The sequence below is a fragment of the Pseudomonas sp. NPDC087803 genome, assembly GCF_044742995.1.
GTDB lineage: Bacteria > Pseudomonadota > Gammaproteobacteria > Pseudomonadales > Pseudomonadaceae > Aquipseudomonas.
The window spans coordinates 1-24,561 of the sequence record NZ_JBIUVO010000040.1; the positions used below are offsets into that span (position 1 = coordinate 1).

A 24,561-nucleotide genomic window follows, 5' to 3' on the forward strand; every position below is an offset into this window, starting at 1 on the left:
ACCGACTTACCTCTGGCCAGCATTTGTCGGATCTGGGTGGCGGAAACCGCGAGCGGTGTCTGCCAGACGAATGCAATCTGTCCGCTCGGCCCTTTCAGGGCCAGCGGGTCGCTCACCGAACGCGCTGCCAGCAGGTTGCGCAAGGCATCCGGCGGTTCGCTGTCGGCGTCCGGGCGCTGTAGCACCAGGATGTGGCAATGCTGGAGCAACTCTTCCCAGCGGTGCCAAGTGGGCAGGCCGCAAAATGCGTCCCAGCCCAAAAGCAGAAAAACCTGGGTCTCGGCGGCCATTTCGGCACGCATCAACTCCAGGGTATCGATGGTCCAGGACGGTTTGTCCCGCTGCAATTCGCGGGCGTCCACCACCAGCGGCGGCACTCCGGCCACCGCGCACTCAACCATTGCCAGCCGATCCTGCGCCGACACCTGCGGCGTATCGCGGTGCGGCGGCCGGGCGCTGGGCACCAGGCGCAGTTCGTCGAGCGCCAGCGCTTCGGCGACTTCCAGTGCACCGCGCAAATGGCCGATGTGCACCGGGTCGAACGTGCCGCCCAGTACGCCGATGCGCCGGGGTCGGAGTTCGCTGTCAGGCAGCGGCGCGGTCAGGTCGAGGTCGGTCAAGTCAGACCGTCGCCTGGCCGCGCAACTGGCCATCACCGACCACGATGTACTTCTCGCAGGTCAGTCCTTCGAGGCCCACCGGGCCGCGGGCGTGCAGCTTATCAGTAGAAATGCCGATCTCGGCACCCAATCCGTATTCGAATCCATCGGCGAAGCAGGTCGGGGTGTTGATCATCACCGACGCCGAGTCGACCTCGGCCACGAAACGCCGGGTGTCGGCGAGGTTTTCGCTGACGATCGAGTCGGTGTGGTGCGAGCCGTAATGGTTGATGTGTTCAATGGCCTGATCCAGTCCCTCGACCACGCGGATCGACAGGATCGGCGCCAGATACTCGGTGCTCCAGTCGTCTTCGCTGGCCGGCACCGCGTCGATGATCGCCCGGGTGCGCTCGCAGCCACGCAGCTCGACGCCTTTTTCGCGGAACTGGGCCCCCATCGACGGCAGGAAATCCTTGGCAACACTTTGATCGACGAGCAAGGTCTCCATCGCGCCACAGATGCCATAGCGGTAAGTCTTGGCATTGAAGGCGATGCGCTGGGCTTTGGCCAGATCGGCGTGTTCGCTGACAAACACGTGGCAGATACCGTCGAGGTGCTTGATCACCGGCACGCGGGCGTCGCGGCTGATGCGCTCGATCAGCCCCCGGCCACCGCGTGGCACGATCACGTCGACGTACTCGGGCATGCTGATCATCGCGCCGACGGCGGCACGGTCGGTGGTTTCGACCACTTGCACCACAGCTGCGGGCAACTCGGCCTCGGCCAGACCGCGCTGGATGCACGCGGCAATCGCCCGGTTGGAATGAATCGCCTCGGAGCCACCGCGCAGGATGGTCGCGTTACCAGACTTCAGGCACAGGCTGGCGGCATCGATGGTCACGTTGGGCCGGGATTCGTAGATGATCCCGATCACGCCCAGCGGTACGCGCATCTTGCCGACCTGAATGCCGGATGGGCGAAAGCTCATGTCGCGGATCGCACCGACCGGATCCGGCAGTGCCGCCACCTGACGCAGACCGACGATCATCCCGTCGATGCGCGCCGGAGTCAGCTCCAGACGTTCCAGCAAGGCCGGCTCCAGCCCATTGGCGCGACCGGCGGCCAGATCCTGTTCGTTGGCTGCGGCCAGCTCGGCCCGCGCAGCGTCCAGCGCATTGGCAGCAGCCTGCAAGGCGCGGTTTTTCTGCGCGGTGCTGGCACGGCCGATGACCCGGGAAGCTTCGCGGGCGGCGCGACCCAATCGGGTCATGTAGTCAAGAACGGACTCAGTCATGGTCTGCTGGGGTCTTGGCAAAGAGGAAAGCGGCAGATTATAGCTGTCGCGTCCCGGGACTAACAGCGGTGACAGGCGGATGGTCGAAATGGACTGCAAATTGCCGACGTTCAGCCGTAATTAAGCCTCGGATTGTTATCATCACGACCTCCTTCGCCTGGATAAACACCGTTTGCCATGTCCAACCTGACCGTTCGCGCCACCGCCGAGCGCCTGCCACTGGGCCTTCCGGACGCTTTTTTCGACCGTGACGCGCAAGTGCTGGCGCGCGATCTGCTCGGCAAAGTCATCCGCCACCGGGTCGGCGATCTGTGGCTCAGCGCCCGGATCATTGAAACCGAAGCCTATTACTGCGCGGAAAAAGGCAGTCATGCCTCGCTCGGCTACACGGAAAAGCGTAAGGCTTTGTTTCTGGATGGCGGGCACATCTATATGTATTACGCCAGGGGTGGTGATTCGCTGAACTTCAGCGCCCAAGGGCCCGGCAACGCGGTGCTGATCAAATCCGCCTACCCGTGGGTCGATGAGATCAGCGGGCCGGCGAGTCTGGCACAGATGCTGTTGAACAATCCTGATGCCCAGGGTCGGCCGCGTCCTTCGCAAAAGCTTTGCGCCGGGCAGACGCTGCTGTGCAAGGCACTTGGGCTGAAGGTGCCGATGTGGGACGCCAAGCGTTTCGATCATGAGCGGATATTGGTGGAAGACACCGGACCGGCGCCGACCCAGATTATCCAGACCACCCGCCTGGGCATCCCCCATGGCCGCGACGAACACCTGCTGTACCGCTTCGTCGACGCCACGTATGCCCAGTGGTGCACGCGGAACCCGCTGCGCCGGGGTCAGGTCGAAGGTCGCGATTATTTCCTGCTGTAAACCCAAAACTGTGTAGGAGCTGCCGCTTCGGCAGCTCCTACATAGGGTGATCAATAAAATGGAGTTGTGTGTATGGGCCCATGGCTCGATAGCGTGACCGGGTGGCTCGCCGCCAATCCGCAGTGGCTGGCGGCTGCGGTATTTATCGTCGCTTGCGTGGAGTGCCTGGCGATTGCCGGGCTGATCGTGCCCGGCACGGTGCTGCTGTTTGCCGTCGCGGTACTGGCCGGCAGTGGCGCGTTGTCACTGAGCGAAACCCTGCTGCTGGGCTTTCTCGGCGGGATTCTCGGCGATGTGATTTCGTACTTCCTCGGCCGCCATTTCCACCAGAACATCCGCCGTTTGCCCGGCCTGCGCCATCACCCGGAATGGATGGCCGGGGCCGAAACCTACTTCCAGCGTTACGGCATCGCCAGCCTGTTGGTCGGTCGCTTCATCGGCCCGCTGCGGCCGATGCTGCCGATGGTCGCCGGGATGTGCGACATGCCCTTCGCGCGTTTCGCCGCCGTCAGCCTGCTGGCCGCCGCCGGCTGGAGCGTCGCCTACCTGCTGCCGGGCTGGGCCACCGGCGCCGCAATCCGTCTGCCGCTGCCGGAAGGTTTCTGGCTGCAGGCCGGCATCGTCGCCGCCAGTATTGCAGTGATGGTCGGCCTGAGTGTCAACAGCAGCTTGCGCCAGCATCGCCGCGCGACGATCTGGATCAGCAGCATGAGCCTGTTGATTCTGATCGGCCTGTTTATTGGCTATCCGTATCTGCACGCCCTCGACCAGGGCGTGATGACCCTGGTGCAGGAACATCGCCAGCCAATGCTCGATGAAATCGCGGTGACGTTCACCCTGATCGGTGAATTCCGCAACATGCTGATGTTCAGCGCCCTGCTCACCGGTCTGTTGCTGCTGTGTCGGCAGTGGCGTCAGGCGATTTTTGCCGGCGGTACGCTGCTGTGCACCGCGCTGCTGAACACCGTCACCAAACAGTTTTTTGCCCGGGTCCGCCCGGAAGTGCTGACCGATCCGCTGACCAGCTACAGCATGCCCAGCGGCCATGCCTCCGGTTCGTTCGCATTGTTTCTGGTGCTCGCGGTCCTCGCCGGTCGCGGACAACCGCCGCGCATGCGCCTGACCTGGCTGCTGCTCGGCTGTATTCCGGCGCTGTCGATTGCCTTGTCGCGGGTGTATCTGGGCGCGCACTGGCCGACAGATATTCTGGCGGGCGCGATGCTGGCGGCGTGCGTGTGCGCGTCGGGCTTGTGGCTGAGCCAGCGCAAATCGCCGCTCAACGCCATGCCATTCAAGGTCTGGTGGCTGATTCTGCCGGCGCTGCTGGTGCTGTTCAGTCTGTTTGTACTGCGGCATTTGCCGGACACGATGTTGCGTTACGCTTATTGAGAATCAAAAGATCGCAGCCTGCGGCAGCTCCTACAGGGGGTTTCATTTCACACCTGCGCCATCGTGCGCATGTGAAACAAAAACCCGTAGGAGCTGCCGCAGGCTGCGATCTTTTTCGATGGATCAGGCGAACAATTCGCCCTGAAGCTCATCGAGCAGCGCCTGGATCGCATCCAGCCGCTGCTGCGGATCGTCGAGTTGCAGCAGGTCGATCTTGTCTTCTTCGGCGAACGGCAGCAGATAGGCCAGTTGATTGGCCAGCGACTGCTGCCCCAGCGCATCGGTGCCCATGTTCAAGGCCTCGACCATCGGGTGCTCGGCCAGGGCCTTGAGCAGCGCCACCAGATCGGCGTCTTCATCCTGCAGCGGTTGCTCCGGCTCATCGTCCAGCCACTCGACGTCGGCAACGATCAACTGGTCGCGCAGCACCTCCGTGCGCAGCACCTGAAAGCGCCGCCCGCCCTGTACGCGAATCCCCAGCAGGCCGTTGTCCTGTTGCTGGAAATCGGTGATCCGCGCCTCGCAGCCGACCAAGGCAAAGCCCTCCGGCGCAACGCCGACCTCGTGGCCGTCGAGGATGCACACCACGCCGAAACCGCCGCCCTGTTTCATACAGCGGCCGATCATGTCCAGGTAGCGCGCCTCGAAGATCTGCAAGTCGAGGTTGCAGCCGGGAAACAGCACTGTGTTGAGCGGAAAAAGCGGCAGACTCATAGACATTTCCTTACACCACCATCGACACCGCCAACGGCAGGAACACCGCCGTGGCCACGCCCATCAGACTCATCGCCAGCGCCGCGAAGGCGCCGCACTCATCGCTTTCCTGCAACGCCACCGAAGTGCCGACCGCGTGTGCGGTCATGCCCAGCGCCATGCCGCGCGCCTCGGGGCTGTGCACGCCGAGCCGGGTCAGCAGCGCCGGGCCGAAGATCGCGCCGATCACCCCGGTGATCAGCACGAACACCGCCGCCAGCGCCGCGACGCCACCGATCTGCTCGGCCACCAGCATGGCAATCGGCGAGGTCACCGACTTCGGTGCCATGGTCATCAGAATCATGTGCTCGGCACCGAACCACCAGCCGAGCAATACGCCCATGCCCGTAGCGACCACGCCGCCTATCACCAGCGTAGTAAAAATCGGCCAGAACAATTGGCGGATCCGTTTGAGGTTTAGATACAGCGGCACCGCCAGCGCCACCGTCGCCGGGCCCAGCAGAATGCTGAGGATTTCGGTGCTCTTGCGGTACTCGGCGTACGTCAGCCCGCAGCCGACCAGCACGCCGATCACCAACAGCATGGAGACCAGCACCGGTTGCAGAAAGATCCAGCGGGTTTTCTCGAACGCCGCCAGCACCAGTTGATAGGCACCGAGGGTGATGCCGATGCCGAACAGCGGATGATGAATGACCGAAGCCCAGGCACCTTGCCAATCGAACAGCATCAGGTTTCCTCCGAGCGCGGTGCGTGACGCTTGACCAGGCGCTGCATCAGCACCCCGGCGAAAGCCATCGACAGGATCAACGACAGCACCAGCGCGCCGGCAATCGCCCAGAAGTCAGCAGCGATGTCGCTCGCATAAACCATCACGCCAACAGCGGGCGGCACCAGCAGCAGCGGCAGATAACGCAGCAGGCTGCTGGCCGCGAGGTTCAGCGGCTCGCCGACTTCACCGCGAATAATCAGGAACACCAGCAACAGCAGCAGGCCGATGATCGGCCCCGGCAGTACCGGCAACAGCAAATGGTTGAGCGCCGTGCCGAGCAATTGGAACAGCACCAGCATGGTCAGGCCACGTAACAACATCAGACATCTCCCCGCGCAAGTCCTCGGCATTATAAGCACGGCAGCGCTATGGATCGGCATTCGCCAAAAGCATGGTCGGTTGACCGGAGCAAATCGCCATGATGATCTACAGTGGTTCGCAGGGCGGTCAAATCCCCCACCTGAAAAACTATAAAACCGATGAACACAAGGAGAGTCTCAATGCCCTATGTTCCCGTTGCAGAGCTCAAAGATTATGTCGGCAAGGAACTCGGACGTTCCGAATGGCTCACCATCGATCAGGAGCGCATCAACCTGTTCGCCGAAGCCACCGGGGATTATCAGTTCATCCATGTCGATCCGGTCAAAGCCGCGCAAACGCCTTTTGGCAGCACCATTGCTCACGGTTTCCTGTCGCTGTCGCTGATCCCGAAACTGATGGAAGACATCCTCGTGCTGCCGCAAGGCCTGAAGATGGTGGTCAATTACGGTCTGGACAGCGTGCGCTTCATTCAACCGGTGAAAGTCAACTCGAAAGTTCGTCTGAAAGTCGATCTGGCCGAAGTGACCGAGAAAAAACCTGGTCAATGGCTGCTCAAGGCCACCGCGACGCTGGAGATAGAAGGCTCGGACAAACCGGCCTATATCGCCGAACCCCTGTCGCTCTGCTTCGTTTAAGTGCCCCGGATGCGAAGCGGCTCACGCTGTTTCGCACTCCCTCTCTATATATGCGACACATAGCTGCGGCATACTCGGTCGCCTAATTGCCCGGATCCCGCTATGCGCCCACTCGCTTCTCTTGCACCCCTTGCCCTGACCCTGATGCTCACCGCTTGCGGCGACGGCGAATCGCTGTTGCCCCCGGATGCGCGCCTGCCGGACGGCGGACGCTATCGCGGTGAACTGGTCAACGGCTTGCTGCAAGGCCAGGGCCGCGTCGACTACCCCAATGGCAGCTGGTACGCCGGGCAGTTCGACAAAGGCCAGTGGCATGGCCAGGGCGAGTGGCACGGCAGCAACGGCGAGGTCTATCGCGGCCAGTTCCAGCAGGGCCTGTTCGACGGCCAAGGCAGCCTGACCACCAACGCCAGCAGTTACACCGGCGGTTTCAAGCAGGGCCGGCGCGATGGCGAAGGCACGCTGAAAGAAAACGCCATGACATACCGAGGCGAGTTCAAGGCTGACCAGTACTCCGGGCTGGGCCGTCTGGAAATGGATGACGGCAGTTCCTATCAGGGCCAGTTCGCCCACGGCAAACCCAATGGCGAAGGCCAGCGCGGCGACTCTAGCGGCAATACCTTCAGCGGTCATTTCGTCAACGGCCAGCTCGAAGGCAATGGCACCTTCAACAGCGCCGATGGCGACATCTATGTCGGCGGTTTCAAGAACAGCCAGTTGCACGGCAAGGGCCGCTACGAGAACGCCGACGGCGACGTGTGGCTCGGCCAGTTCAAGGAAGGCGCATTGACCGGCAAGGGCGAACTGATCGGGGCCGACGGCAGCCATTATGTCGGCTACTTCAACGACTGGCGTTTCAGCGGCCAGGGCCGCTTGAATCTGTCTGACGGCAGCTTCTACATCGGCGGGTTCGACAGCGACAGCTACGCCGGGCGCGGCACCCTTGTGCTGACCGATGGCACGGTGCTCAGCGGTACCTGGATCAACGGCCAGCGCGTGCGCGACGCCGACGGCAAGCTGTTGCCCGACACCCTCGAACTCGGCCTGCTGGCCCAGGGTCGACTGCTCGATGACGCATTGGCCGCAGTGCCCGCCTCGACCCCGGCAGTCGAGTTGTACACCCTGACCCTCGGCGGCGACGGCAAGCAAAGCGTGTTCCTGCGCGAGTCCGACTACGTCGCCAACATGCTCGCTACGCGTTTCGGCGCTTACGGACAGATTCGTCTGGTCAACCACCGCGACCATCTCACCGACCGACCGATGGCCACCCGCGAAAACCTGCGCCGCGCCGCACAGACGCTGGCCGAACGCAGCGGCCCGGAAGACCTGGTGTTCATCTACCTGACCAGCCACGGCACTGCCGAACACGAACTGGTGCTCGACCAGCCGCGCATGGAGCTGGCCGACCTGCCCGCCGACGAACTCGCCACGGTGCTCGCACCGCTGAAAAATCGCGACAAGGTGATCGTGATTTCATCGTGCTATTCCGGTGGTTTCATCCCTGCGCTGAAAGATGAGCGCACCCTGATCATGACCGCCTCGCGTGCCGACCGCGTGTCGTTCGGTTGCTCGGAAGAAGCCAACTTCACCTACTTCGGCGACGCCTTGTTCGCTCAGGCCCTGAACCAGACCGACGACCTGGAGCAGGCCTTCAAACTGGCCAAGGCCACCGTCGCCGAGCGCGAACTGGCGGATAACTTCGAAGCCTCCGAGCCGCAGATCTGGGCACCGAAAACCGTGCTCGCGCACTGGCAACTGCTGCGTAAACAGCAGGCAAGAAAAGCGTTGCAGAGTGCTGCATTGAACGACGGAGCAACAAACAGCAACTAAGCTGAACAGTATCAAGGGAGAAACACTATGTACTTGACGCCTCAGCACGTATTGCTTGCCGGAGCCACCGGACTGACCGGTGAACATCTGCTCGACCGTTTGCTCAACGAGCCGACGATCACCCGCGTGCTCGCCCCATCCCGTCGGCCGCTGGCGGAACATCCGCACCTGGAAAACCCGGTGGGCGACCCGCAGGCGTTTCTGCCGCAACTGAGCGGACGCGTCGATATCGCCTACTGCTGCCTCGGCACCACGATCAAACAGGCCGGTTCCGAAGAGGCGTTCCGCGCAGTGGACCTGGACATGGTCGTGGCGTTCGCCAAACGCGCACGGGAGATGGGCGCGCGGCACCTGATCGTGATCAGTGCGCTGGGCGCCGATCCAAAATCGTCGATTTTCTACAACCGGGTCAAAGGCGAAATGGAGCAGGCATTGCGCGCGCAGGACTGGCCGCAACTGACCATCTGCCGGCCATCGCTGTTGCTGGGAGATCGCACCGAGCCGCGTCTGGGCGAACAGCTGGCCGCGCCGTTTTCCAAGCTGATTCCCGGCAAGTACCGCGGCATCGAAGCCTGCCAACTGGCCCGGGCGATGTGGCGCCTGGCGCTGGAAGAACAGGATGGGGTGCGGGTGGTTGAGTCGGATGAGCTGCGCAAGCTCGGCAAATAACAGCGGGACTTTGTGGCGAGGGAGCTTGCTCCCGCTCGACTGCGCAGCAGTCGCCAACCCTGAAAGATGCGATGTATCTGAAGGATTTAGTCGCGGGGTTTGGGGCCGCTTCGCAGCCCAGCGGGAGCAAGCTCCCTCGCCACAGGAGTGCGCCACACTCCCCTACAACCCGCCAGTCGCCTGAAATCCCACGCCAATCACGGTCAGCAACGACAACGGCAACAACAGCGTATCGAGCAACGCACTCGCCGGCAGATCCACCCCCGGGTAGCTTGGCGCCTCAGCGCCGAACCGGTCCATCGCACAGCACCCGCCATTCATCGCGTACAAATCCAGGCGCGTCCCGGAATACACCACCGGCGCCCCCGGTTTGGCCGCATCCAGCGTACGAGCGGTGGCGCAGCCGGCCAGTTGCAGCGCCAGCACAATCGTCAGCAGCTTATTCATCGCTGCTCAGATGATGCTCGCCCCAACGCGGCAGCATGTCCTGCGGAATGCCCAACAGATTGAGAATCCGCGCGACGACGAAATCGATCAGGTCGTCGATGGTCTGCGGCTGGTGATAGAAGCCCGGCGAGGCTGGCAGGATGGTCACGCCCATGTTCGACAGTTTGAGCATGTGCTCCAGATGAATGCTCGAATACGGCGCCTCGCGCGGTACCAGAATCAACTGGCGACGCTCCTTCAAGGTGACGTCCGCTGCGCGCTCTATCAGGTTGTTGCAGGCACCGGTGGCAATCGCCGACAAAGTGCCCGTGGAACACGGCACCACGACCATCGCCGCCGGCGCGCCGGAGCCCGAGGCTACCGGCGACATCCAGTCTTCCTTGCCGTACACACGGATCTGCCCGGCGGCGGCTCCGGTGTATTCGGTGAGGAACGCCTGCATCATCTGTGGCTTGGGCGGCAGCGTGACATCGGTTTCGGTGGCCATCACCAGTTGTGCGGCCTTGGAGATCAGGAAGTGCACTTCGCGATCTTCACGCACCAGACAGTCGAGCAGGCGCAAACCGTACTGCGCGCCGGACGCGCCGGTCATCGCCAGCGTGATGCGTTCCGGGCCGCCGTCCTGGAACCGAGTGTTCATTGCAGCGCCTCGGCGAGTTTGCCGTGCAGGCCGCCGAAGCCGCCGTTGCTCATGATCACCACGTGGGTGCCGGGCTGGGCCTGGCTCTTCACGCGTTCGATGATGCCTTCGAGCGAATCGCTGACAATCGACGGCACCGTGCACAGCGCGGCAGTGGCTGCCAGATCCCAGCCGAGGTTGGCCGGGGCGTACCAGATCACCTGATCGGCATCGACCACGCTGTCCGGCAAGCCGTCACGGTGCGCGCCGAGCTTCATCGAGTTGGAGCGCGGCTCGATGATCGCGATCAGCGGAGCATCGCCGATGCGCTTGCGCAGGCCATCAAGGGTGGTGGCAATCGCAGTCGGGTGGTGGGCGAAATCATCGTAGATGGTGATGCCGCGCACTTCGGCGACTTTCTCCATACGGCGTTTGACGTTCTTGAATGCGCTCAACCCGGCGATGCCCATCGACGGCACCACACCGACATGGCGCGCCGCTGCCAGCGCAGCCAAGGCGTTGGCGACGTTGTGCTGACCGGTCAGCTCCCATTCGACAGTGCCCTGGGACACGCCCTCGAACATCACTTCGAACGCCGAGCCATCGTCCTTGAGCAACTCGACCTGCCACTGACCGCCGACGCCGGTGGTCTGCACCGGGGTCCAGCAGCCCATTTCGATCACGCGCTGCAACGCAGGTTCGGTGGTCGGGTGGATCACCAGACCTTCACTCGGAATGGTCCGCACCAAGTGATGGAACTGCCGCTCGATCGCCGGCAGATCGGGGAAGATGTCGGCGTGATCGAACTCAAGGTTGTTGAGGATCGCCGTGCGCGGACGGTAGTGGACAAACTTCGAACGCTTGTCGAAGAACGCGCTGTCGTACTCGTCGGCTTCGATCACGAAAAACGGCGTACCGCCCAACCGCGCCGACACCGAGAAGTTCTGCGGCACGCCGCCGATCAGGAACCCCGGGCTCATGCCGGCATGTTCCAAAACCCAGGCGAGCATGCTGCTGGTGGTGGTCTTACCGTGCGTACCGGCAACCGCCAGCACCCAGCGCCCTTGCAGCACGTGATCGGCCAGCCACTGCGGGCCGGAGACGTACGGCAGGCCTTTGTTCAGCACATATTCCACCGCCGGGTTGCCACGGGACATGGCGTTGCCGATCACCACCAGATCCGGCGCCGGATCAAGCTGGGCCGGGTCATAGCCCTGGGTCAGTTGAATGCCCTGGGCCTCAAGCTGCGTGCTCATCGGCGGATAGACGTTGGCGTCGGAGCCGGTCACGTGATGGCCCAACTCTTTGGCCAGAACCGCCATCGAGCCCATGAAAGTCCCGCAGATACCCAGAATATGAATGTGCATAGTCGACCTCGTAAAACATGGCCGCAGGTTAGCGCAGGGAGGGGGAAATCGCACCTGGTGTTTCGCCTGCGCCGACGCCTTCGCGAGCAAGCCCGCACACACAAGGATGACGCTAATCCTGTGGGAGCGGGCTTGCTCGCGAATGGCGCGACGCGGTTTAACGGGATATCGCGTGCTTACGCAGCTTTCTGTAGAGGGTGTTGCGGCTGACCCCGAGCTGTTGCGCGGTCTGGGTCATGTGCCAACGTGTCTGTTCCAGGGCATTGAGTAGCGCCACACGTTCGGCGTCTTCCAGAGGATGCTCGGACTCAACCGACTTCAGCTCCGGCGTCGGCCGCGCCTGCCGAATCATCGCCGGCAAATCCTCCAGCCCTATCCGCCCTTCATCGCACAATGCCGCCAATGTGCGCAGGACATTGCGCAACTGCCGCACGTTGCCCGGCCAGTTGAACGCCAGCAACGCCTGCCGCGCCGGTTCGTCGATCACAATCACCTCGCCGCCCGCCTCCTCGGCCAGCAGGAAATCCAGCAACTGCGATTTGTCACTGCGCTCACGCAGCGCCGGCAGCGCGACCTCCAGGCCGTTGAGCCGGTAATACAAATCTTCGCGGAAACTGCCGTCCGCCACCCGCTCCAGCAGATTACGGTGGGTGGCGCTGATGATCCGCACGTTGACCGTTTCCGGCTCGCCACCGATCGGCACCACTTGGCGGTCTTCGAGCACCCGCAACAAACGGGTTTGCAGCGCCAGCGGCATGTCACCGATTTCATCGAGAAACAGCGTGCCGCCATCGGCCTGCTGCAGCTTGCCGCGCATGCCGTCCTTGCGCGCACCGGTGAAACTGCCGCCGCGATAACCGAACAGCTCGCTCTCGATCAGGCTTTCGGGAATCGCCGCGCAGTTGAGGGCGACGAAGGCATGATTGGCGCGTTGGCTGGCGTGATGCACAGCCTTGGCAAAGGCTTCTTTGCCGGAGCCGGTTTCGCCGTTGATCAGCAGCGGCACGTCGCGCTCGAACACCCGCAGCGCCTTGCGGAAATCCGCTTGCAGCGCCGCGTCGCCGAGGCAAATGTTCGCCTGCGCTTGAGCCTTGAGCACGACCGGGGCCGGCAGGATCGGCGCCGGTTTGCGCGATTCGCCGCGCAGCAAGGCAAAGAGATGCCGCCCGTCACGGGTGCGCAGCGGCCAACTGGCGCTGGCATTGGCGCTGGCACGACCGAGCAGTTCGTCGAGCGAACAATCGAAAAACGCTTCCACCGGTTTGCCGAGCAAACCACCGCGAATATGCCCGAGCAGGTTCAGCGCGCTCTGGTTCACCGCACTGATCCGCCCTTCCCCGTCAAACGCCAGCAGCCCTTCGCTGAACAAGCCGACGGATTCGGCCTGCAGATGGAAACGCAGCAGCCATTGGTTATCGAAGCAGCGCAGGAAATAACAGCTCTCGATCATTTTCGCCGACAGATTGACCAGTGCCATGGTGTGGAACTGGCTCTGCCGCGAAACGTCGTGGCGCGCCGAGGACACGTCGAGCACCGCCAGCAGTTCGCCGTGCGGGTCGAACACCGGGCTCGCCGAGCAGGTCAGGCCGGTGTGGCGGCCGCGAAAGTGTTCGTCCTGATGGATGGTCAGTGCCTGGCGTTCGACCAGACAGGTGCCGATACCGTTGGTGCCTTCACAGGCTTCGCTCCAGTCGGCACCGAGCCAGAGGCCGGCACGCTCGAAAATCTTGCGCTCGGCAGGGGCGGTGACGCAGTTGAGGATCACCCCGCGCGCATCGGTCAACAGCACCGCATGACCAGCGCCGGACAGTTGTTGATGCAGGCTGCTCATTTCATTGCCGGCGATCTGCAACACCTGTTGCAGGCGTTCGCGGCTTTCAAGCACGCGCCCGTGCTCAAGCACAGTGGGCGCCATGGTCAGGGCCGGGTCGAGGTGATAGTCCTCAAGACAGCGCAGCCACGAACGGGCAATCGACGGATCGGCACCGGGCCCGTGCAGGTGCGGCTTGCCCTGGGTGACGGTGAGCACCTGCTGGGCATGGCGACTCAAATGGTTGTCGTGCATTTCTTATTATTCTCCCCGAAAGGTCGACCCTTCCAGACTACCAACACTGACCTGTGGCGAGGGAGCTTGCTCCCGCTCGAGTGCGAAGCGCTCGCCAAAGTATATGAGCGGTAAACATTTCAGGACTGCTGCGCAGCCCAGCGGGAGCAAGCTCCCTCGCCACAAAAATCAACCGCTGGGCGATTGGCAGTCAGCATCCTCCAGCCATCGGCGCATTGCAATGCTGGCAAGACCGGCCGGTCACAGGCTGTGCCAAAAGCGGTACAAACTGTCACCCGCTCTGTACCGAAACCATCACAGGCGCCGCCCGCCCGTCCGAGAAAAAATACGCAAGGCCTTGATTTGCCTGCCCTGCACGGCAGTGGCCCGACCTTTGCTCTACGCTTATAGCAAGCGCACTTGCGCGTTTCTCTAATAAGTACAAAGCCAAGGAGAACACATCATGCGTTACGCTCACCCCGGTACTGAAGGCGCCAAAGTCTCGTTCAAGAACAAGTACGGTAACTACATCGGCGGCGAGTTCGTCGCGCCTGTCAAAGGTCAGTACTTCACCAATACCTCGCCAGTGAATGGCCAACCGATTGCCGAATTCCCCCGCTCCACTGCCGAAGACATCGACAAGGCACTGGACGCCGCCCACGCCGCTGCCGATGCGTGGGGCGCGACCTCCGTGCAGGCGCGCTCGCTGATCCTGCTGAAAATTGCCGACCGCATCGAACAGAACCTCGAACTGCTGGCGATCACCGAAACCTGGGACAACGGCAAAGCCATCCGCGAAACCCTCAACGCCGACATCCCGCTGGCGGCCGACCATTTCCGCTATTTCGCCGGTTGCCTGCGCGCCCAGGAAGGCAGCGCTGCCGAAATCGACGGCAACACCGTGGCCTATCACATCCATGAACCGCTGGGCGTGGTCGGCCAGATTATCCCGTGGAACTTCCCGCTGCTGATGGCCGCGTGGAAGCTCGCCCCGGCCCTGGCCGCCGGTAACTGCGTGGTGCTCAAGCCTGCCGAGCAGACTCCGCTGGGCATCTGCGTGCTGATGGAGCTGATCGGTGATCTGCTGCCACCGGGCGTGCTCAATGTGGTGCAAGGTTTCGGCAAAGAAGCCGGCGAAGCCCTGGCCACCAGCAAACGCATCGCCAAGATCGCCTTTACCGGCTCGACCCCGGTCGGCTCGCACATCATGAAATGCGCCGCCGAAAACATCATTCCATCGACTGTGGAATTGGGCGGCAAATCGCCGAACATTTTCTTCGAAGACATCATGCAGGCCGAGCCGACTTTCATCGAGAAAGCCGCAGAAGGTCTGGTGCTGGCGTTCTTCAACCAGGGCGAAGTCTGCACCTGCCCTTCCCGCGCATTGGTACAGGAATCGATCTACGACGAATTCATGCAGGTGGTGATGAAGAAAGTCCTGCAGATCAAACGTGGCGACCCGCTGGACACCGACACCATGGTTGGCGCGCAGGCGTCCGAGCAGCAATTTGACAAGATCCTGTCGTACCTGGAAATCGCCAAGGGTGAAGGCGCCGAGCTGCTGACCGGCGGCAAGGTGGAAAAACTCGAGGGCAATCTGGCGACCGGCTATTACATCCAGCCAACCCTGCTCAAGGGCACCAACAAAATGCGCGTGTTCCAGGAAGAAATCTTCGGCCCGGTGGTGAGCATCACCACCTTCAAGGACGAAGCCGAAGCCCTGGCGATCGCCAACGACACCGAGTTCGGCCTCGGTGCCGGCCTGTGGACCCGCGACATCAACCGCGCCTACCGCATGGGCCGCGCGATCAAGGCCGGTCGGGTGTGGACCAACTGCTACCACCTGTACCCGGCGCACGCCGCGTTCGGCGGGTACAAGAAGTCCGGCGTCGGCCGTGAAACCCACAAGATGATGCTCGATCACTATCAGCAGACGAAAAACCTGCTGGTGAGCTACGACATCAATCCGTTGGGCTTCTTCTAAAACCCTGGGCAACACAGATGATTCTGTGTTGCCTGTTCAATCGTCTTCGCGAGCAAGCCCGCTCCCACAGGGGATGTTGGGTTCGGCACAAATCCCTTGTGGGAGCGGGCTTGCTCGCGAAGGCGCCCTCAATGACACAACAATAGGTCTGGCCGCTCTGGCACGGCCCTTGCGTACCCGTCATTCAGGAATTGTCGTGAAAACTGCCGCTGCGTGAACAGCTTCCATCCACCGCAACCACTGCACCCGAAAGTCCAACAGATCGAACAATAAAAAACAGAGAGGACTTATGACTTCCACCACACAGCTCAAACCCACACTCGGCACCCTGCACCTCTGGGGCATTGCCGTCGGCCTGGTGATTTCCGGCGAATACTTCGGCTGGAGTTACGGCTGGGGCACTGCGGGCACCCTCGGATTTCTGGTTACGGCGCTGATGGTCGCGACCATGTACACCTGCTTCATCTTCAGCTTCACCGAACTGACCACCGCGATTCCCCACGCAGGCGGGCCGTTTGCCTACAGCCGCCGGGCGTTCGGCGAAAAAGGCGGACTGATCGCCGGGATCGCCACGCTGATCGAGTTCGTCTTCGCCCCACCGGCCATCGCCATGGCCATCGGCGCCTACCTCAATGTGCAATATCCGGGACTCGATCCGAAAATCGCCGCGGTCGGCGCGTATTTCGTGTTCATGACCCTGAACATCCTCGGCGTCAGCATCGCCGCAACCTTCGAACTGGTGGTCACCGTGCTCGCGGTCGCCGAACTGCTGGTGTTCATGGGTGTGGTCGCGCCGGGCTTCAGCTTCAGCAACTTCGTGCTCAATGGCTGGTCGGGCTCCAACGAGTTCAGCATGGGCTCGATCCCCGGAATCTTTGCGGCGATCCCGTTTGCCATCTGGTTCTTCCTCGCCATCGAAGGCGCGGCCATGGCCGCCGAAGAAGCCAAGGATCCGAAACGCACGATTCCCAAGGCTTACGTCAGCGGCATCCTGACCCTGGTGTTCCTCGCCATCGGCGTGATGGTGATGGCCGGCGGCGTCGGCGACTGGCGCCAGCTGTCGAACATCAACGATCCGCTGCCGCAGGCGATGAAAGCGGTGGTCGGCAACAATTCCTCGTGGATGCACATGCTGGTGTGGATCGGCCTGTTCGGCCTGGTGGCAAGTTTCCACGGGATCATTCTCGGCTACTCGCGACAGTTCTTCGCCCTCGCCCGCGCCGGCTATCTGCCGAAAAGCCTGGCCAAACTGTCGCGCTTCCAGACCCCGCACCGGGCAATTCTGGCCGGCGGCGTGATCGGTATCGCAGCGATCTACAGCGACGGTCTGGTCAATCTGCAAGGCATGACCCTGACCGCGGCGATGATCACCATGTCGGTGTTCGGCGCGATCGTGATGTACATCATCAGCATGCTCAGCCTGTTCAGACTGCGCAAAACCGAACCGAACCTGGAACGCACCTTCCGCGCCCCGGGCTATCCACTGGTGCCGGCCATTGCGCTGTTCCTGGCGGTGGTGTGCCTGGTGGCGATGGCGTGGTTCAACACGCTGATCGGCTGTGTGTTCCTTGGATTCATGGCCGCCGGTTATCTGTACTTCCAGCTGACCGCCAGGCAACGCGCCGAAGCCCCGGCAGACGCTATGCTCGAAAGTATCTAGTTGCACCGGCACCGGGCTCATCGCCCGATGCCCGCTATATAAAAGTGCATGAAGATCCAATGTGGGAGCGGGCTTGCTCGCGAAGGCGTCGTGTCATCCAACAACGATGTCGCCTGACACGACGCCTTCGCGAGCAAGCCCGCTCCCACAGGGAGACCGAGTTATCCACAGAACCAGGAGGACACCGCCCCATGGCCGCATTTGCCCATTCCGTCGGCGCCCAGACCTACCGTTTCGACAGCCTCAAGGACGTCATGGCCAAGGCCAGCCCGGCGCGCTCCGGGGACTTTCTGGCTGGCGTTGCCGCGCTCAACGACGGCGAACGCGTGGCCGCACAAATGGCGCTGGCCGACATCCCGCTCACGCATTTCCTGCAAGAAGCGCTGATTCCCTACGAAAGCGATGAAGTCACCCGACTGATCATCGACACCCACGACAAACAGGCCTTCGCCGTGGTCAGCCACCTCACCGTCGGCGGTTTCCGCGACTGGCTGCTCAGCGACGCCGCTGACGAAACCAGCCTGCGCGCCCTCGCCCCCGGCCTGACGCCAGAAATGGTCGCCGCCGTGTCGAAAATCATGCGCGTGCAGGATCTGGTGCTGGTGGCGCAGAAAATCCGCGTGGTCACCCAATTCCGCGGCACCCTCGGCCTGCGCGGGCGCCTGTCGACCCGTCTGCAACCCAACCATCCGACCGACGAGCCGTCCGGCATCGCTGCGAGCATTCTCGACGGCCTGCTGTACGGCAACGGCGACGCGATGATCGGGATCAACCCGGCCACCGACAGCATCGCCTCGATCTGCGCGATGCTGGAGATGCTCGACGCGATCATCCAGCGCTACGACATCCCGACCCAGGCCTGTGTGCTGACCCACGTCACCACTTCGATCGAGGCGATCAACCGTGGTGTGCCGCTGGATCTGGTGTTCCAGTCGATTGCCGGCACCGAAGCGGCCAACGCCAGTTTCGGCATCAACCTGAATGTATTGCAGGAAGGCTATGACGCCGGGCTGAGCCTGAAACGCGGCACCCTCGGGCAGAACCTGATGTATTTCGAGACCGGTCAGGGCAGCGCGCTGTCGGCCAACGCCCACCACGGTGTCGACCAGCAGACCTGCGAAACCAGGGCCTACGCCGTGGCGCGGCACTTCAAACCGTTTCTGGTGAACACCGTCGTCGGCTTCATCGGCCCGGAATACCTCTATAACGGCAAACAGATCATCCGCGCCGGCCTTGAAGATCACTTCTGCGGCAAGTTGCTCGGCGTGCCGATGGGCTGCGACATCTGCTACACCAACCATGCCGAAGCCGACCAGGACGACATGGACACCCTCCTGACCCTGCTCGGAGTGGCCGGGATCAACTTCATCATGGGCATCCCCGGCTCCGACGACATCATGCTCAACTACCAGACCACTTCGTTTCACGACGCGCTCTACGCGCGCCAGACCCTGGGCCTGAAACCGGCGCCGGAGTTCGAGCAATGGCTGGCGAACATGGGCATTTTCACCCAGGCGGACGGCAAGGTTCGCTTTGGCAACAACCTGCCGCCGGCCTTCCGCCAGGCGCTGGCGCAACTGGGATGAGTGTTATGCAAAAACCGCCTGTCGACCCGCAAAACCCATGGCTGGAGCTGCGCCGCCTGACCCCGGCGCGCATCGCTCTGGGCCGCACTGGCACCAGCCTGCCAACCCGCGCTCAGTTGGACTTCCAGTTCGCCCATGCTCAAGCAAGGGATGCGGTGCATCTGCCGTTCGATCATGCCGGGCTCAGCGCGCAGCTGAGTGAACGCGGGCGCGACAGCTTGTTGCTGCACAGCGCGGCGACCGATCGCAACAGCTACCTGCAACGGCCGGATCTGGGGCGCAAGCTCAGCGACGCCTCGGCGCAGGCCCTTCGTGATTACGCTGCGGCGCACCCCGGCGGCGTCGATCTGGCGATTGTGGTGGCGGACGGTCTGTCGGCGCTGGCGGTGCATCGGCATACCCTGCCGTTTATTGGCCGTCTGGAGGAACAAATGGTCGCCGACGCTTGGTCGGTTGCCCCGGTGGTGTTGGTGGAACAGGGCCGCGTTGCCGTGGGTGACGAGATCGGTCAACTGCTCGGCGCGAAAATGCTGGTGATGCTGATCGGCGAGCGCCCGGGCCTCAGCTCGCCCGACAGCCTGGGGTTATATTTCACCTACAATCCTAAGATCGGGCTGACCGATGCCTTCCGCAATTGCATCTCCAACGTGCGGCTTGAAGGCTTGAGCTACGGCATGGCGGCGCATCGCTTGCTGTATCTGATGCGCGAAGCCTGCCGGCGCCAGCTGTCGGGGGTCAATCTGAAGGACGAAGCACAGGTTCAGACGCTGGAGTCGGAAGCGGGTGCGGACATGAAGGGAAACTTCCTACTCGGGCCGCCCACAACCTGAACCGTTTCCGCATTGCGTTTCTGCGCTGCTTTCAGGCAGGATCGACGCACGGCCGCCAGGGTTTCCCATCGCCGTCAGAGCAGTTGAAGACAGCCACTTGAAGACGAGACCTATCATGCGGATTATTCAAGCGACCCTCGAACATCTGGATTTGCTGACTCCGTTGTTCGTCAAATATCGCGAGTTCTACGGTTCACTGCCTTACCCGGATTCCTCCCGCGCGTTTCTTGAAAAACGCCTGCGCCGCAAGGAATCGGTGATCTACCTGGCCCTGGCCGATGATGACGACAAGAAGCTGATGGGTTTTTGCCAGCTGTATCCAAGCTTTTCCTCGCTGTCGCTCAAGCGTGTGTGGATCCTCAACGACATCTATGTCGCCGAAGACGCCCGCCGCCAGTTGGTGGCCGATAACCTGATCCGTACCGCAAAGAAAATGGCCAAGGAAACCCAGGCCGTGCGCATGCGCGTTTCCACCAGCAGCAACAACGAAGTGGCGCAGAAGACTTACGAGTCGATCGGCTTCAAGGAAGACACCGAGTTCAAGAACTACGTGCTGCCGATCAGCGACGAGCTCTGAAATCAAAAGATCGCAGCCTGCGGCAGCTCCTACAGGGGTAACGCATTCCAAAGGTAGGAGCTGCCGAAGGCTGCGATCTTTTTAGCCCCTCCTGTTATTCCTGACAATTCATCACGCCCCGACATCCCTCGCTACAAAAGCAACGCGCTTTTCACCTCTCAGACCGTATAATCCCGAGCTTTCCGGCTTGTAAGAAAAACTACACCCCGCTGTAGGCTTACACCCGAATCATCCGCACAGGCTTGCCGAGTCAGGCCATCACCACAGGTGCCCCCATGGATTTCAACCCGCTCGACCTTATCCTGCATCTCGACGTCTACCTCGATTTGCTGGTGACTAACTACGGGCCGTGGATCTACGCGATTCTGTTCGCTGTCATCTTCTGCGAAACCGGTCTGGTGGTGATGCCGTTCCTGCCGGGTGATTCGCTGTTGTTCATCGCCGGTGCCGTGGCAGCAGGCGGTGGCATGGACCCGGTGCTGTTGGGCGGTCTGCTGATGCTGGCGGCGATCCTCGGCGACAGCACCAACTATGTGATTGGCCGAACGGCCGGCGAAAAGCTGTTCAGCAATCCGAATTCGAAAATCTTCCGCCGCGACTACCTGCAAAAAACCCACGATTTCTACGACAAGCACGGCGGCAAAACCGTGACCTTGGCGCGCTTCCTGCCAATCATCCGTACGTTTGCCCCGTTCGTCGCTGGCGTCGGGAAAATGCCCTACCCGCGCTTTTTCGCGTTCAGCGTGTTCGGCACCATCCTCTGGGTAGGCGGCCTGGTGACCTTGGGTTACTTCTTCGGCAATGTGCCGTTCATCAAGAAGAACCTGTCGCTGCTGGTGGTAGGCATCATCCTGCTGTCGCTGATTCCGATGATCATCGGTGTGGTGCGCAGCCGTTTCGGCGGTTCCAGCTCCAAAGCCGAAACCCGCTGAGCCGATGTGGTCACTGAGCGCCTGGCGTCGCCGGCGCATTCTGGCCAGACACCCGATTGCCGACGACCTGTGGCAACGGGTGCGCCATCACCTGAGCTTTCTCGACGGCATCAGCGCCGCTGAAGATCAGTGGCTGCGTGAAGCCAGCGTCCTGTTCCTTGAAGAAAAACACCTGACCGCCCTGCCCGGGGTCGAACTGCATCAGGAACAACGCCTGCTGCTCGCCGCCCAGGCCCAGTTGCCGTTGCTCAATCTGGGCGACTTGAACTGGTATCAGGGCTTCCACGAAATCGTCCTCTACCCTGACGACTTCCTCAGCCCGCAACGGCATCGCGATGCCAGCGGTGTCGAGCACGAATGGGACGGCGAGCACAGCGGCGAAGCCTGGCAACAGGGGCCGATCATCCTCGCCTGGCCGGGCGTGATGGCCAGTGGTGGCTGGGAAGGCTACAACCTGGTGATCCACGAACTGGCGCACAAACTCGACATGCTCAACGGCGACGCCAACGGCCTGCCACCGCTGCATGCCGACATGCGCGTCAGCGATTGGGCCGAGGTCATGCAACACGCCTACGACGACCTCAACCGCCAGCTCGACCGCAACCCCGACGCCGAAACCGCCATCGACCCCTACGCAGCGGAAAACCCGGCGGAATTCTTTGCGGTCACCAGCGAATACTTCTTCAGCGCCCCGGATCTGCTGCACGAGGCTTATCCACAGGTCTACTTGCAACTGCAGCTTTTCTATCGGCAGGATCCGTTGAGCCGACTGCGGCAACTTCAGGCCACAGACCCGGTCTATCAGGCGCACGACTAAGCGCTGCACGACTTCTGGTACGTGGCGTCGGCGTAGGAATATGCCTATAATCGCCGCCACTTTTTGGTCAATCCGGCCAAGTGTTTTTGGTCAACTACGGGGGCAACGCCCAATGAGCTACAGCAAGATTCCGGCTGGCAAAGACCTGCCGAACGACATCTACGTCGCGATCGAGATCCCGGCCAACCACGCGCCGATCAAATACGAAATCGACAAAGACAGCGATTGCCTGTTCGTTGACCGTTTCATGGCCACCCCAATGTTCTACCCGGCCAACTACGGTTACATCCCGAACACCCTGGCTGACGACGGTGATCCCCTCGACGTGCTGGTCGTGACCCCTTACCCGGTTGCTCCAGGCTCGGTGATTCGCGCGCGTCCGGTCGGCATCCTGAACATGACCGACGACGGCGGTGGCGATGCTAAAGTCATCGCAGTCCCACACGACAAGCTGTCCCAGCTGTACGTCGATGTGAAGGAATACACCGACCTGCCACCGCTGCTGATCCAGCAGATCGAGCACTTCTTCGCGAACTACAAAGATCTCGAAAAAGGCAAATGGGTCAAGATCGAAGGCTGGGCTGGCGCTGACGCCGCTCGCGACGCGATCACCAAGTCGGTTGCTGCCTACAAGGGCTAAGCACTTGCTTGCTGCATGACGCTTGAAGAAAACCCCGGTTGATCCGGGGTTTTTTTTGCCTGGGTAAAGCCGCCTTAAACAACCTGTTTATGACGGACTACAGAAAAGTTTTAAGACGTGTAATTTCCCACAAGCACGTCTTACATCCAGTCGCAAAATACAGCTGTCTTTTGAACGCCCAGTTTATTCAAACCGCTCTAGCACGGCCGTAGACTCCGTGTTTATGAGAAAGAACACTAGCGGTCCAAGATTCAAGGCACTCCTGGAAGCAGCGAACATCACCACCACGGGATTCGCAAAGTTCTGGGGCACGGAAGCCCAAAATATTCATAACTGGTACACCCGGGGCGTCCCGGCGTATCGCATGGAGGAAGTCTCACGCCTGTTGTCGGTCAACAGCGACTGGCTGAAAACCGGCGAAGGCAGCAAAGAGTCGCCGCGCCTGCATCCGCCTGCCAGCAATGGCGACACCTTTGACGCCCAGTCGGTCAACGGCGTCTACTCCGTCATCGCCCCCAACGACATCGAACTGCCGTTTTTCAAGGAAACGCCGCTCACCACTGGCGCCGACAAGACCCACGTCATCCTCGACCCCGAGCAAACCATCCGCCTGCCCCGCGCGCACCTCGAACAACTGGAAATCCGCCCCACCGACGCCATCTGCGCGCACATGATCGGCAACAGCATGGCCGAGCGCATCGAAGACGGTTCCATCGTCGGCATCGACCGCGGCCTGACCCAGGTGGTCGACGGTGAAATCTACGCCATCGAACACGATGGCATGCTGCGCATCAAATACCTGCACCGCATGCCCGGCAACGCCCTGCGCCTGCGCAGCCACAACAGCGCCGAGTACCCCGACGAAATCTTCCGCGCCGCACAGATTGACGAGCAGCGGATCCATATTCTCGGCTGGGTATTCTGGTGGTCGACCCTGGGCAAACGCCGGCCGGTGGTGCCGTTTCTCTGATCGGATACAGATCTTCAACGCTGCACCAAATCCTGTGGGAGCGAGCCTGCTCGCGAAGAGGCCCTGAAAATCAGTACAAATTACAAATATCGACCACCGCAACGGCTCTATTCCGCAGTTGAGACTGGGAATCCCCACCAAAACTCAGTATCCTGCGCCCCACATTTGCGCATCGCCCCGCTCCCGCGGCTCAGATGACGCCTGACGCGGCAGACCAACGTCTGACCAAGTCCCACAGCCGGACGCAGATCCGGGTGTACGTTTTGAAGGCTGGCGCGGTTTACCAAAAATAAACCAAGCCAGTCCCCGAGAAGCCGGCCACAAGCCGGCTTTTTAATGCCTGAAAGAAAGCCAAGCCTACCGTCTGAAACCTGAAATCCCATTTGCCTGGTTCGGTGCCCCTTGCTACCGTAACGACAAACGTCATTACAGGTATCGCATCATGGCCTCTATCAACATCCGCATTGATGATGAGCTGAAACAGCGCTCCTTTGCCGAACTGGAGAAACTCGGCATCACACCTTCGGAGCTTCTGCGCCAAACACTTCAATACGTTGCTGAGTGGGGCAAACTGCCGTTCAAGACCGCACTGATCAGCGAAGAAGATGAAGCGCTCATTGCCGTAGTCAGCGAACGTCTCGCCTCACCTCAACGTGTCAAGGTAAGTCTGGATGACCTATAGCCTTGAATTCGATCGTCGTGCATTAAAAGAGTGGAACAAACTGGGCGATACGATTCGCCAGCAGTTCAAAAAGAAGCTCTCTGAGGTGTTAGAGAATCCTCGAGTAGAAGCCAATCGACTTCGCGAACTGCCGGATTGCTACAAAGTGAAGCTGAAAAGCGCTGGATATCGCTTGATCTACCAGGTGCTTGATCAGGAGATCGTGGTGTTTGTAGTCGCTATAGGTAAGCGTGAGCGAGAGGCTGCTTACGAGGTCGCACAAGATCGGCTGTCGCCCCAGCCCTGAGCTTCTTTGAAATGGGCAGCAACCTGC

Annotated in this window: 25 protein-coding genes; 16 read left to right on the forward strand and 9 right to left on the reverse strand. The window is 61.5% G+C overall.

What is annotated here, in order from left to right:
- Both nadD and ACIOUG_RS18480 read right to left on the reverse strand, forming a co-directional pair.
- Positions 1-653: nicotinate-nucleotide adenylyltransferase (gene nadD / locus ACIOUG_RS18475; protein WP_401067489.1), on the reverse strand; the 653-nt coding region annotated here is incomplete at its 3' end.
- Entirely contained in the window at positions 622-1,893 is a 1,272-nt protein-coding gene (locus ACIOUG_RS18480; RefSeq protein ID WP_401067492.1) for a glutamate-5-semialdehyde dehydrogenase, read from the reverse strand. The genes nadD and ACIOUG_RS18480, both read right to left, overlap by 32 nt.
- Before the next feature lie 177 nt (positions 1,894-2,070).
- Here ACIOUG_RS18480 and ACIOUG_RS18485 point away from each other — a divergent pair, with 177 nt between their 5' ends.
- Both ACIOUG_RS18485 and ACIOUG_RS18490 read left to right on the forward strand, forming a co-directional pair.
- Complete coding sequence (locus ACIOUG_RS18485; RefSeq protein WP_401067494.1) at positions 2,071-2,766, forward strand: DNA-3-methyladenine glycosylase; 696 nt, start codon at positions 2,071-2,073, stop codon at positions 2,764-2,766.
- Between the two features lie 72 nt (positions 2,767-2,838).
- Entirely contained in the window at positions 2,839-4,155 is a 1,317-nt protein-coding gene (locus tag ACIOUG_RS18490; protein WP_401067496.1) for a bifunctional DedA family/phosphatase PAP2 family protein, read from the forward strand.
- Positions 4,156-4,278: 123 nt separating this feature from the next.
- Here ACIOUG_RS18490 and ACIOUG_RS18495 read toward each other — a convergent pair whose 3' ends face one another.
- From ACIOUG_RS18495 to ACIOUG_RS18505, 3 genes are read right to left on the reverse strand one after another with little or no spacing between them, the layout of a single operon-like run.
- Complete coding sequence (locus ACIOUG_RS18495; protein ID WP_401067499.1) at positions 4,279-4,869, reverse strand: LON peptidase substrate-binding domain-containing protein; 591 nt, start codon at positions 4,867-4,869, stop codon at positions 4,279-4,281.
- Positions 4,870-4,879: 10 nt separating this feature from the next.
- Complete coding sequence (locus tag ACIOUG_RS18500; RefSeq protein ID WP_007960614.1) at positions 4,880-5,596, reverse strand: LrgB family protein; 717 nt, start codon at positions 5,594-5,596, stop codon at positions 4,880-4,882.
- A complete protein-coding gene (locus tag ACIOUG_RS18505; RefSeq protein WP_401067501.1) occupies positions 5,596-5,958 on the reverse strand; it encodes a CidA/LrgA family protein in 363 nt (120 codons plus the stop codon). The genes ACIOUG_RS18500 and ACIOUG_RS18505 overlap by 1 nt, the downstream gene beginning before the upstream one ends.
- A gap of 180 nt (positions 5,959-6,138) precedes the next feature.
- Here ACIOUG_RS18505 and ACIOUG_RS18510 point away from each other — a divergent pair, with 180 nt between their 5' ends.
- The 3 genes from ACIOUG_RS18510 (at position 6,139) to ACIOUG_RS18520 (ending at position 9,093) form a co-directional block, all read left to right on the forward strand.
- The gene (locus ACIOUG_RS18510) at positions 6,139-6,594 is read left to right on the forward strand and encodes a MaoC family dehydratase (RefSeq protein WP_003228575.1); all 456 of its coding nucleotides are present in this window, start codon (positions 6,139-6,141) and stop codon (positions 6,592-6,594) included.
- 102 nt (positions 6,595-6,696) lie between these two features.
- Positions 6,697-8,424, forward strand: coding sequence for a C13 family peptidase (locus ACIOUG_RS18515; RefSeq protein WP_401067504.1), 1,728 nt, complete (start codon positions 6,697-6,699; stop codon positions 8,422-8,424).
- Between the two features lie 27 nt (positions 8,425-8,451).
- Positions 8,452-9,093 (forward strand): oxidoreductase, encoded by a 642-nt coding sequence (locus ACIOUG_RS18520; RefSeq protein WP_401067507.1) that lies wholly within the window; start codon positions 8,452-8,454, stop codon positions 9,091-9,093.
- Between the two features lie 162 nt (positions 9,094-9,255).
- Here the strand turns inward: ACIOUG_RS18520 and ACIOUG_RS18525 are convergent, their stop codons facing one another.
- The 4 genes from ACIOUG_RS18525 to ACIOUG_RS18540 all read right to left on the reverse strand — a co-directional run bounded on the left by ACIOUG_RS18525 (position 9,256) and on the right by ACIOUG_RS18540 (position 13,591).
- Entirely contained in the window at positions 9,256-9,540 is a 285-nt protein-coding gene (locus tag ACIOUG_RS18525; protein WP_115986843.1) for a YceK/YidQ family lipoprotein, read from the reverse strand.
- A complete protein-coding gene (gene ubiX, locus ACIOUG_RS18530; protein WP_401067511.1) occupies positions 9,533-10,180 on the reverse strand; it encodes a flavin prenyltransferase UbiX in 648 nt (215 codons plus the stop codon). The genes ACIOUG_RS18525 and ubiX overlap by 8 nt, the downstream gene beginning before the upstream one ends.
- A complete protein-coding gene (gene mpl, locus ACIOUG_RS18535) occupies positions 10,177-11,526 on the reverse strand; it encodes a UDP-N-acetylmuramate:L-alanyl-gamma-D-glutamyl-meso-diaminopimelate ligase (RefSeq protein WP_401067513.1) in 1,350 nt (449 codons plus the stop codon). Before mpl ends, ubiX begins: the two co-directional genes overlap by 4 nt.
- A 157-nt stretch (positions 11,527-11,683) precedes the next feature.
- Positions 11,684-13,591 carry a sigma-54-dependent Fis family transcriptional regulator gene (locus tag ACIOUG_RS18540; RefSeq protein WP_401067516.1) on the reverse strand — a complete coding sequence of 636 codons (1,908 nt, stop codon included), beginning with the start codon at positions 13,589-13,591 and terminating at the stop codon, positions 11,684-11,686.
- A 442-nt stretch (positions 13,592-14,033) separates the two neighbouring features.
- On the opposite strand from ACIOUG_RS18540, the gene ACIOUG_RS18545 reads away from it, so the two are divergent.
- From ACIOUG_RS18545 to ACIOUG_RS18595, 11 genes are all read left to right on the forward strand, one after another.
- A complete protein-coding gene (locus ACIOUG_RS18545) occupies positions 14,034-15,554 on the forward strand; it encodes an aldehyde dehydrogenase family protein (RefSeq protein WP_401067519.1) in 1,521 nt (506 codons plus the stop codon).
- Between the two features lie 289 nt (positions 15,555-15,843).
- Positions 15,844-17,214: an ethanolamine permease gene (gene eat, locus ACIOUG_RS18550; protein WP_401067522.1), complete on the forward strand. Its 1,371-nt coding sequence runs from the start codon at positions 15,844-15,846 to the stop codon at positions 17,212-17,214.
- 191 nt (positions 17,215-17,405) lie between these two features.
- Positions 17,406-18,800, forward strand: coding sequence for an ethanolamine ammonia-lyase subunit EutB (locus ACIOUG_RS18555; protein ID WP_401067524.1), 1,395 nt, complete (start codon positions 17,406-17,408; stop codon positions 18,798-18,800).
- A gap of 5 nt (positions 18,801-18,805) precedes the next feature.
- A complete protein-coding gene (eutC, locus tag ACIOUG_RS18560) occupies positions 18,806-19,630 on the forward strand; it encodes an ethanolamine ammonia-lyase subunit EutC (protein ID WP_401067527.1) in 825 nt (274 codons plus the stop codon).
- Between the two features lie 115 nt (positions 19,631-19,745).
- Positions 19,746-20,207: an N-acetyltransferase gene (locus ACIOUG_RS18565; RefSeq protein ID WP_003228592.1), complete on the forward strand. Its 462-nt coding sequence runs from the start codon at positions 19,746-19,748 to the stop codon at positions 20,205-20,207.
- 275 nt (positions 20,208-20,482) lie between these two features.
- Entirely contained in the window at positions 20,483-21,139 is a 657-nt protein-coding gene (locus tag ACIOUG_RS18570) for a DedA family protein (RefSeq protein WP_401067530.1), read from the forward strand.
- A gap of 4 nt (positions 21,140-21,143) precedes the next feature.
- Entirely contained in the window at positions 21,144-21,956 is an 813-nt protein-coding gene (locus tag ACIOUG_RS18575) for a zinc-dependent peptidase (protein WP_401067533.1), read from the forward strand.
- 112 nt (positions 21,957-22,068) lie between these two features.
- On the forward strand, positions 22,069-22,596 hold the full coding sequence (gene ppa / locus ACIOUG_RS18580) for an inorganic diphosphatase (RefSeq protein WP_008052339.1): 528 nt from the start codon (positions 22,069-22,071) through the stop codon (positions 22,594-22,596).
- Between the two features lie 223 nt (positions 22,597-22,819).
- Positions 22,820-23,566: a helix-turn-helix transcriptional regulator gene (locus ACIOUG_RS18585; protein WP_401067537.1), complete on the forward strand. Its 747-nt coding sequence runs from the start codon at positions 22,820-22,822 to the stop codon at positions 23,564-23,566.
- 442 nt (positions 23,567-24,008) lie between these two features.
- Positions 24,009-24,248 (forward strand): type II toxin-antitoxin system RelB/DinJ family antitoxin, encoded by a 240-nt coding sequence (locus ACIOUG_RS18590; protein WP_401067540.1) that lies wholly within the window; start codon positions 24,009-24,011, stop codon positions 24,246-24,248.
- Positions 24,238-24,534, forward strand: a complete 297-nt coding sequence (locus ACIOUG_RS18595; RefSeq protein ID WP_262141702.1) for a type II toxin-antitoxin system RelE/ParE family toxin — start codon at positions 24,238-24,240, stop codon at positions 24,532-24,534. Before ACIOUG_RS18590 ends, ACIOUG_RS18595 begins: the two co-directional genes overlap by 11 nt.
- The last annotated feature ends 27 nt before the right edge of the window (positions 24,535-24,561 follow it).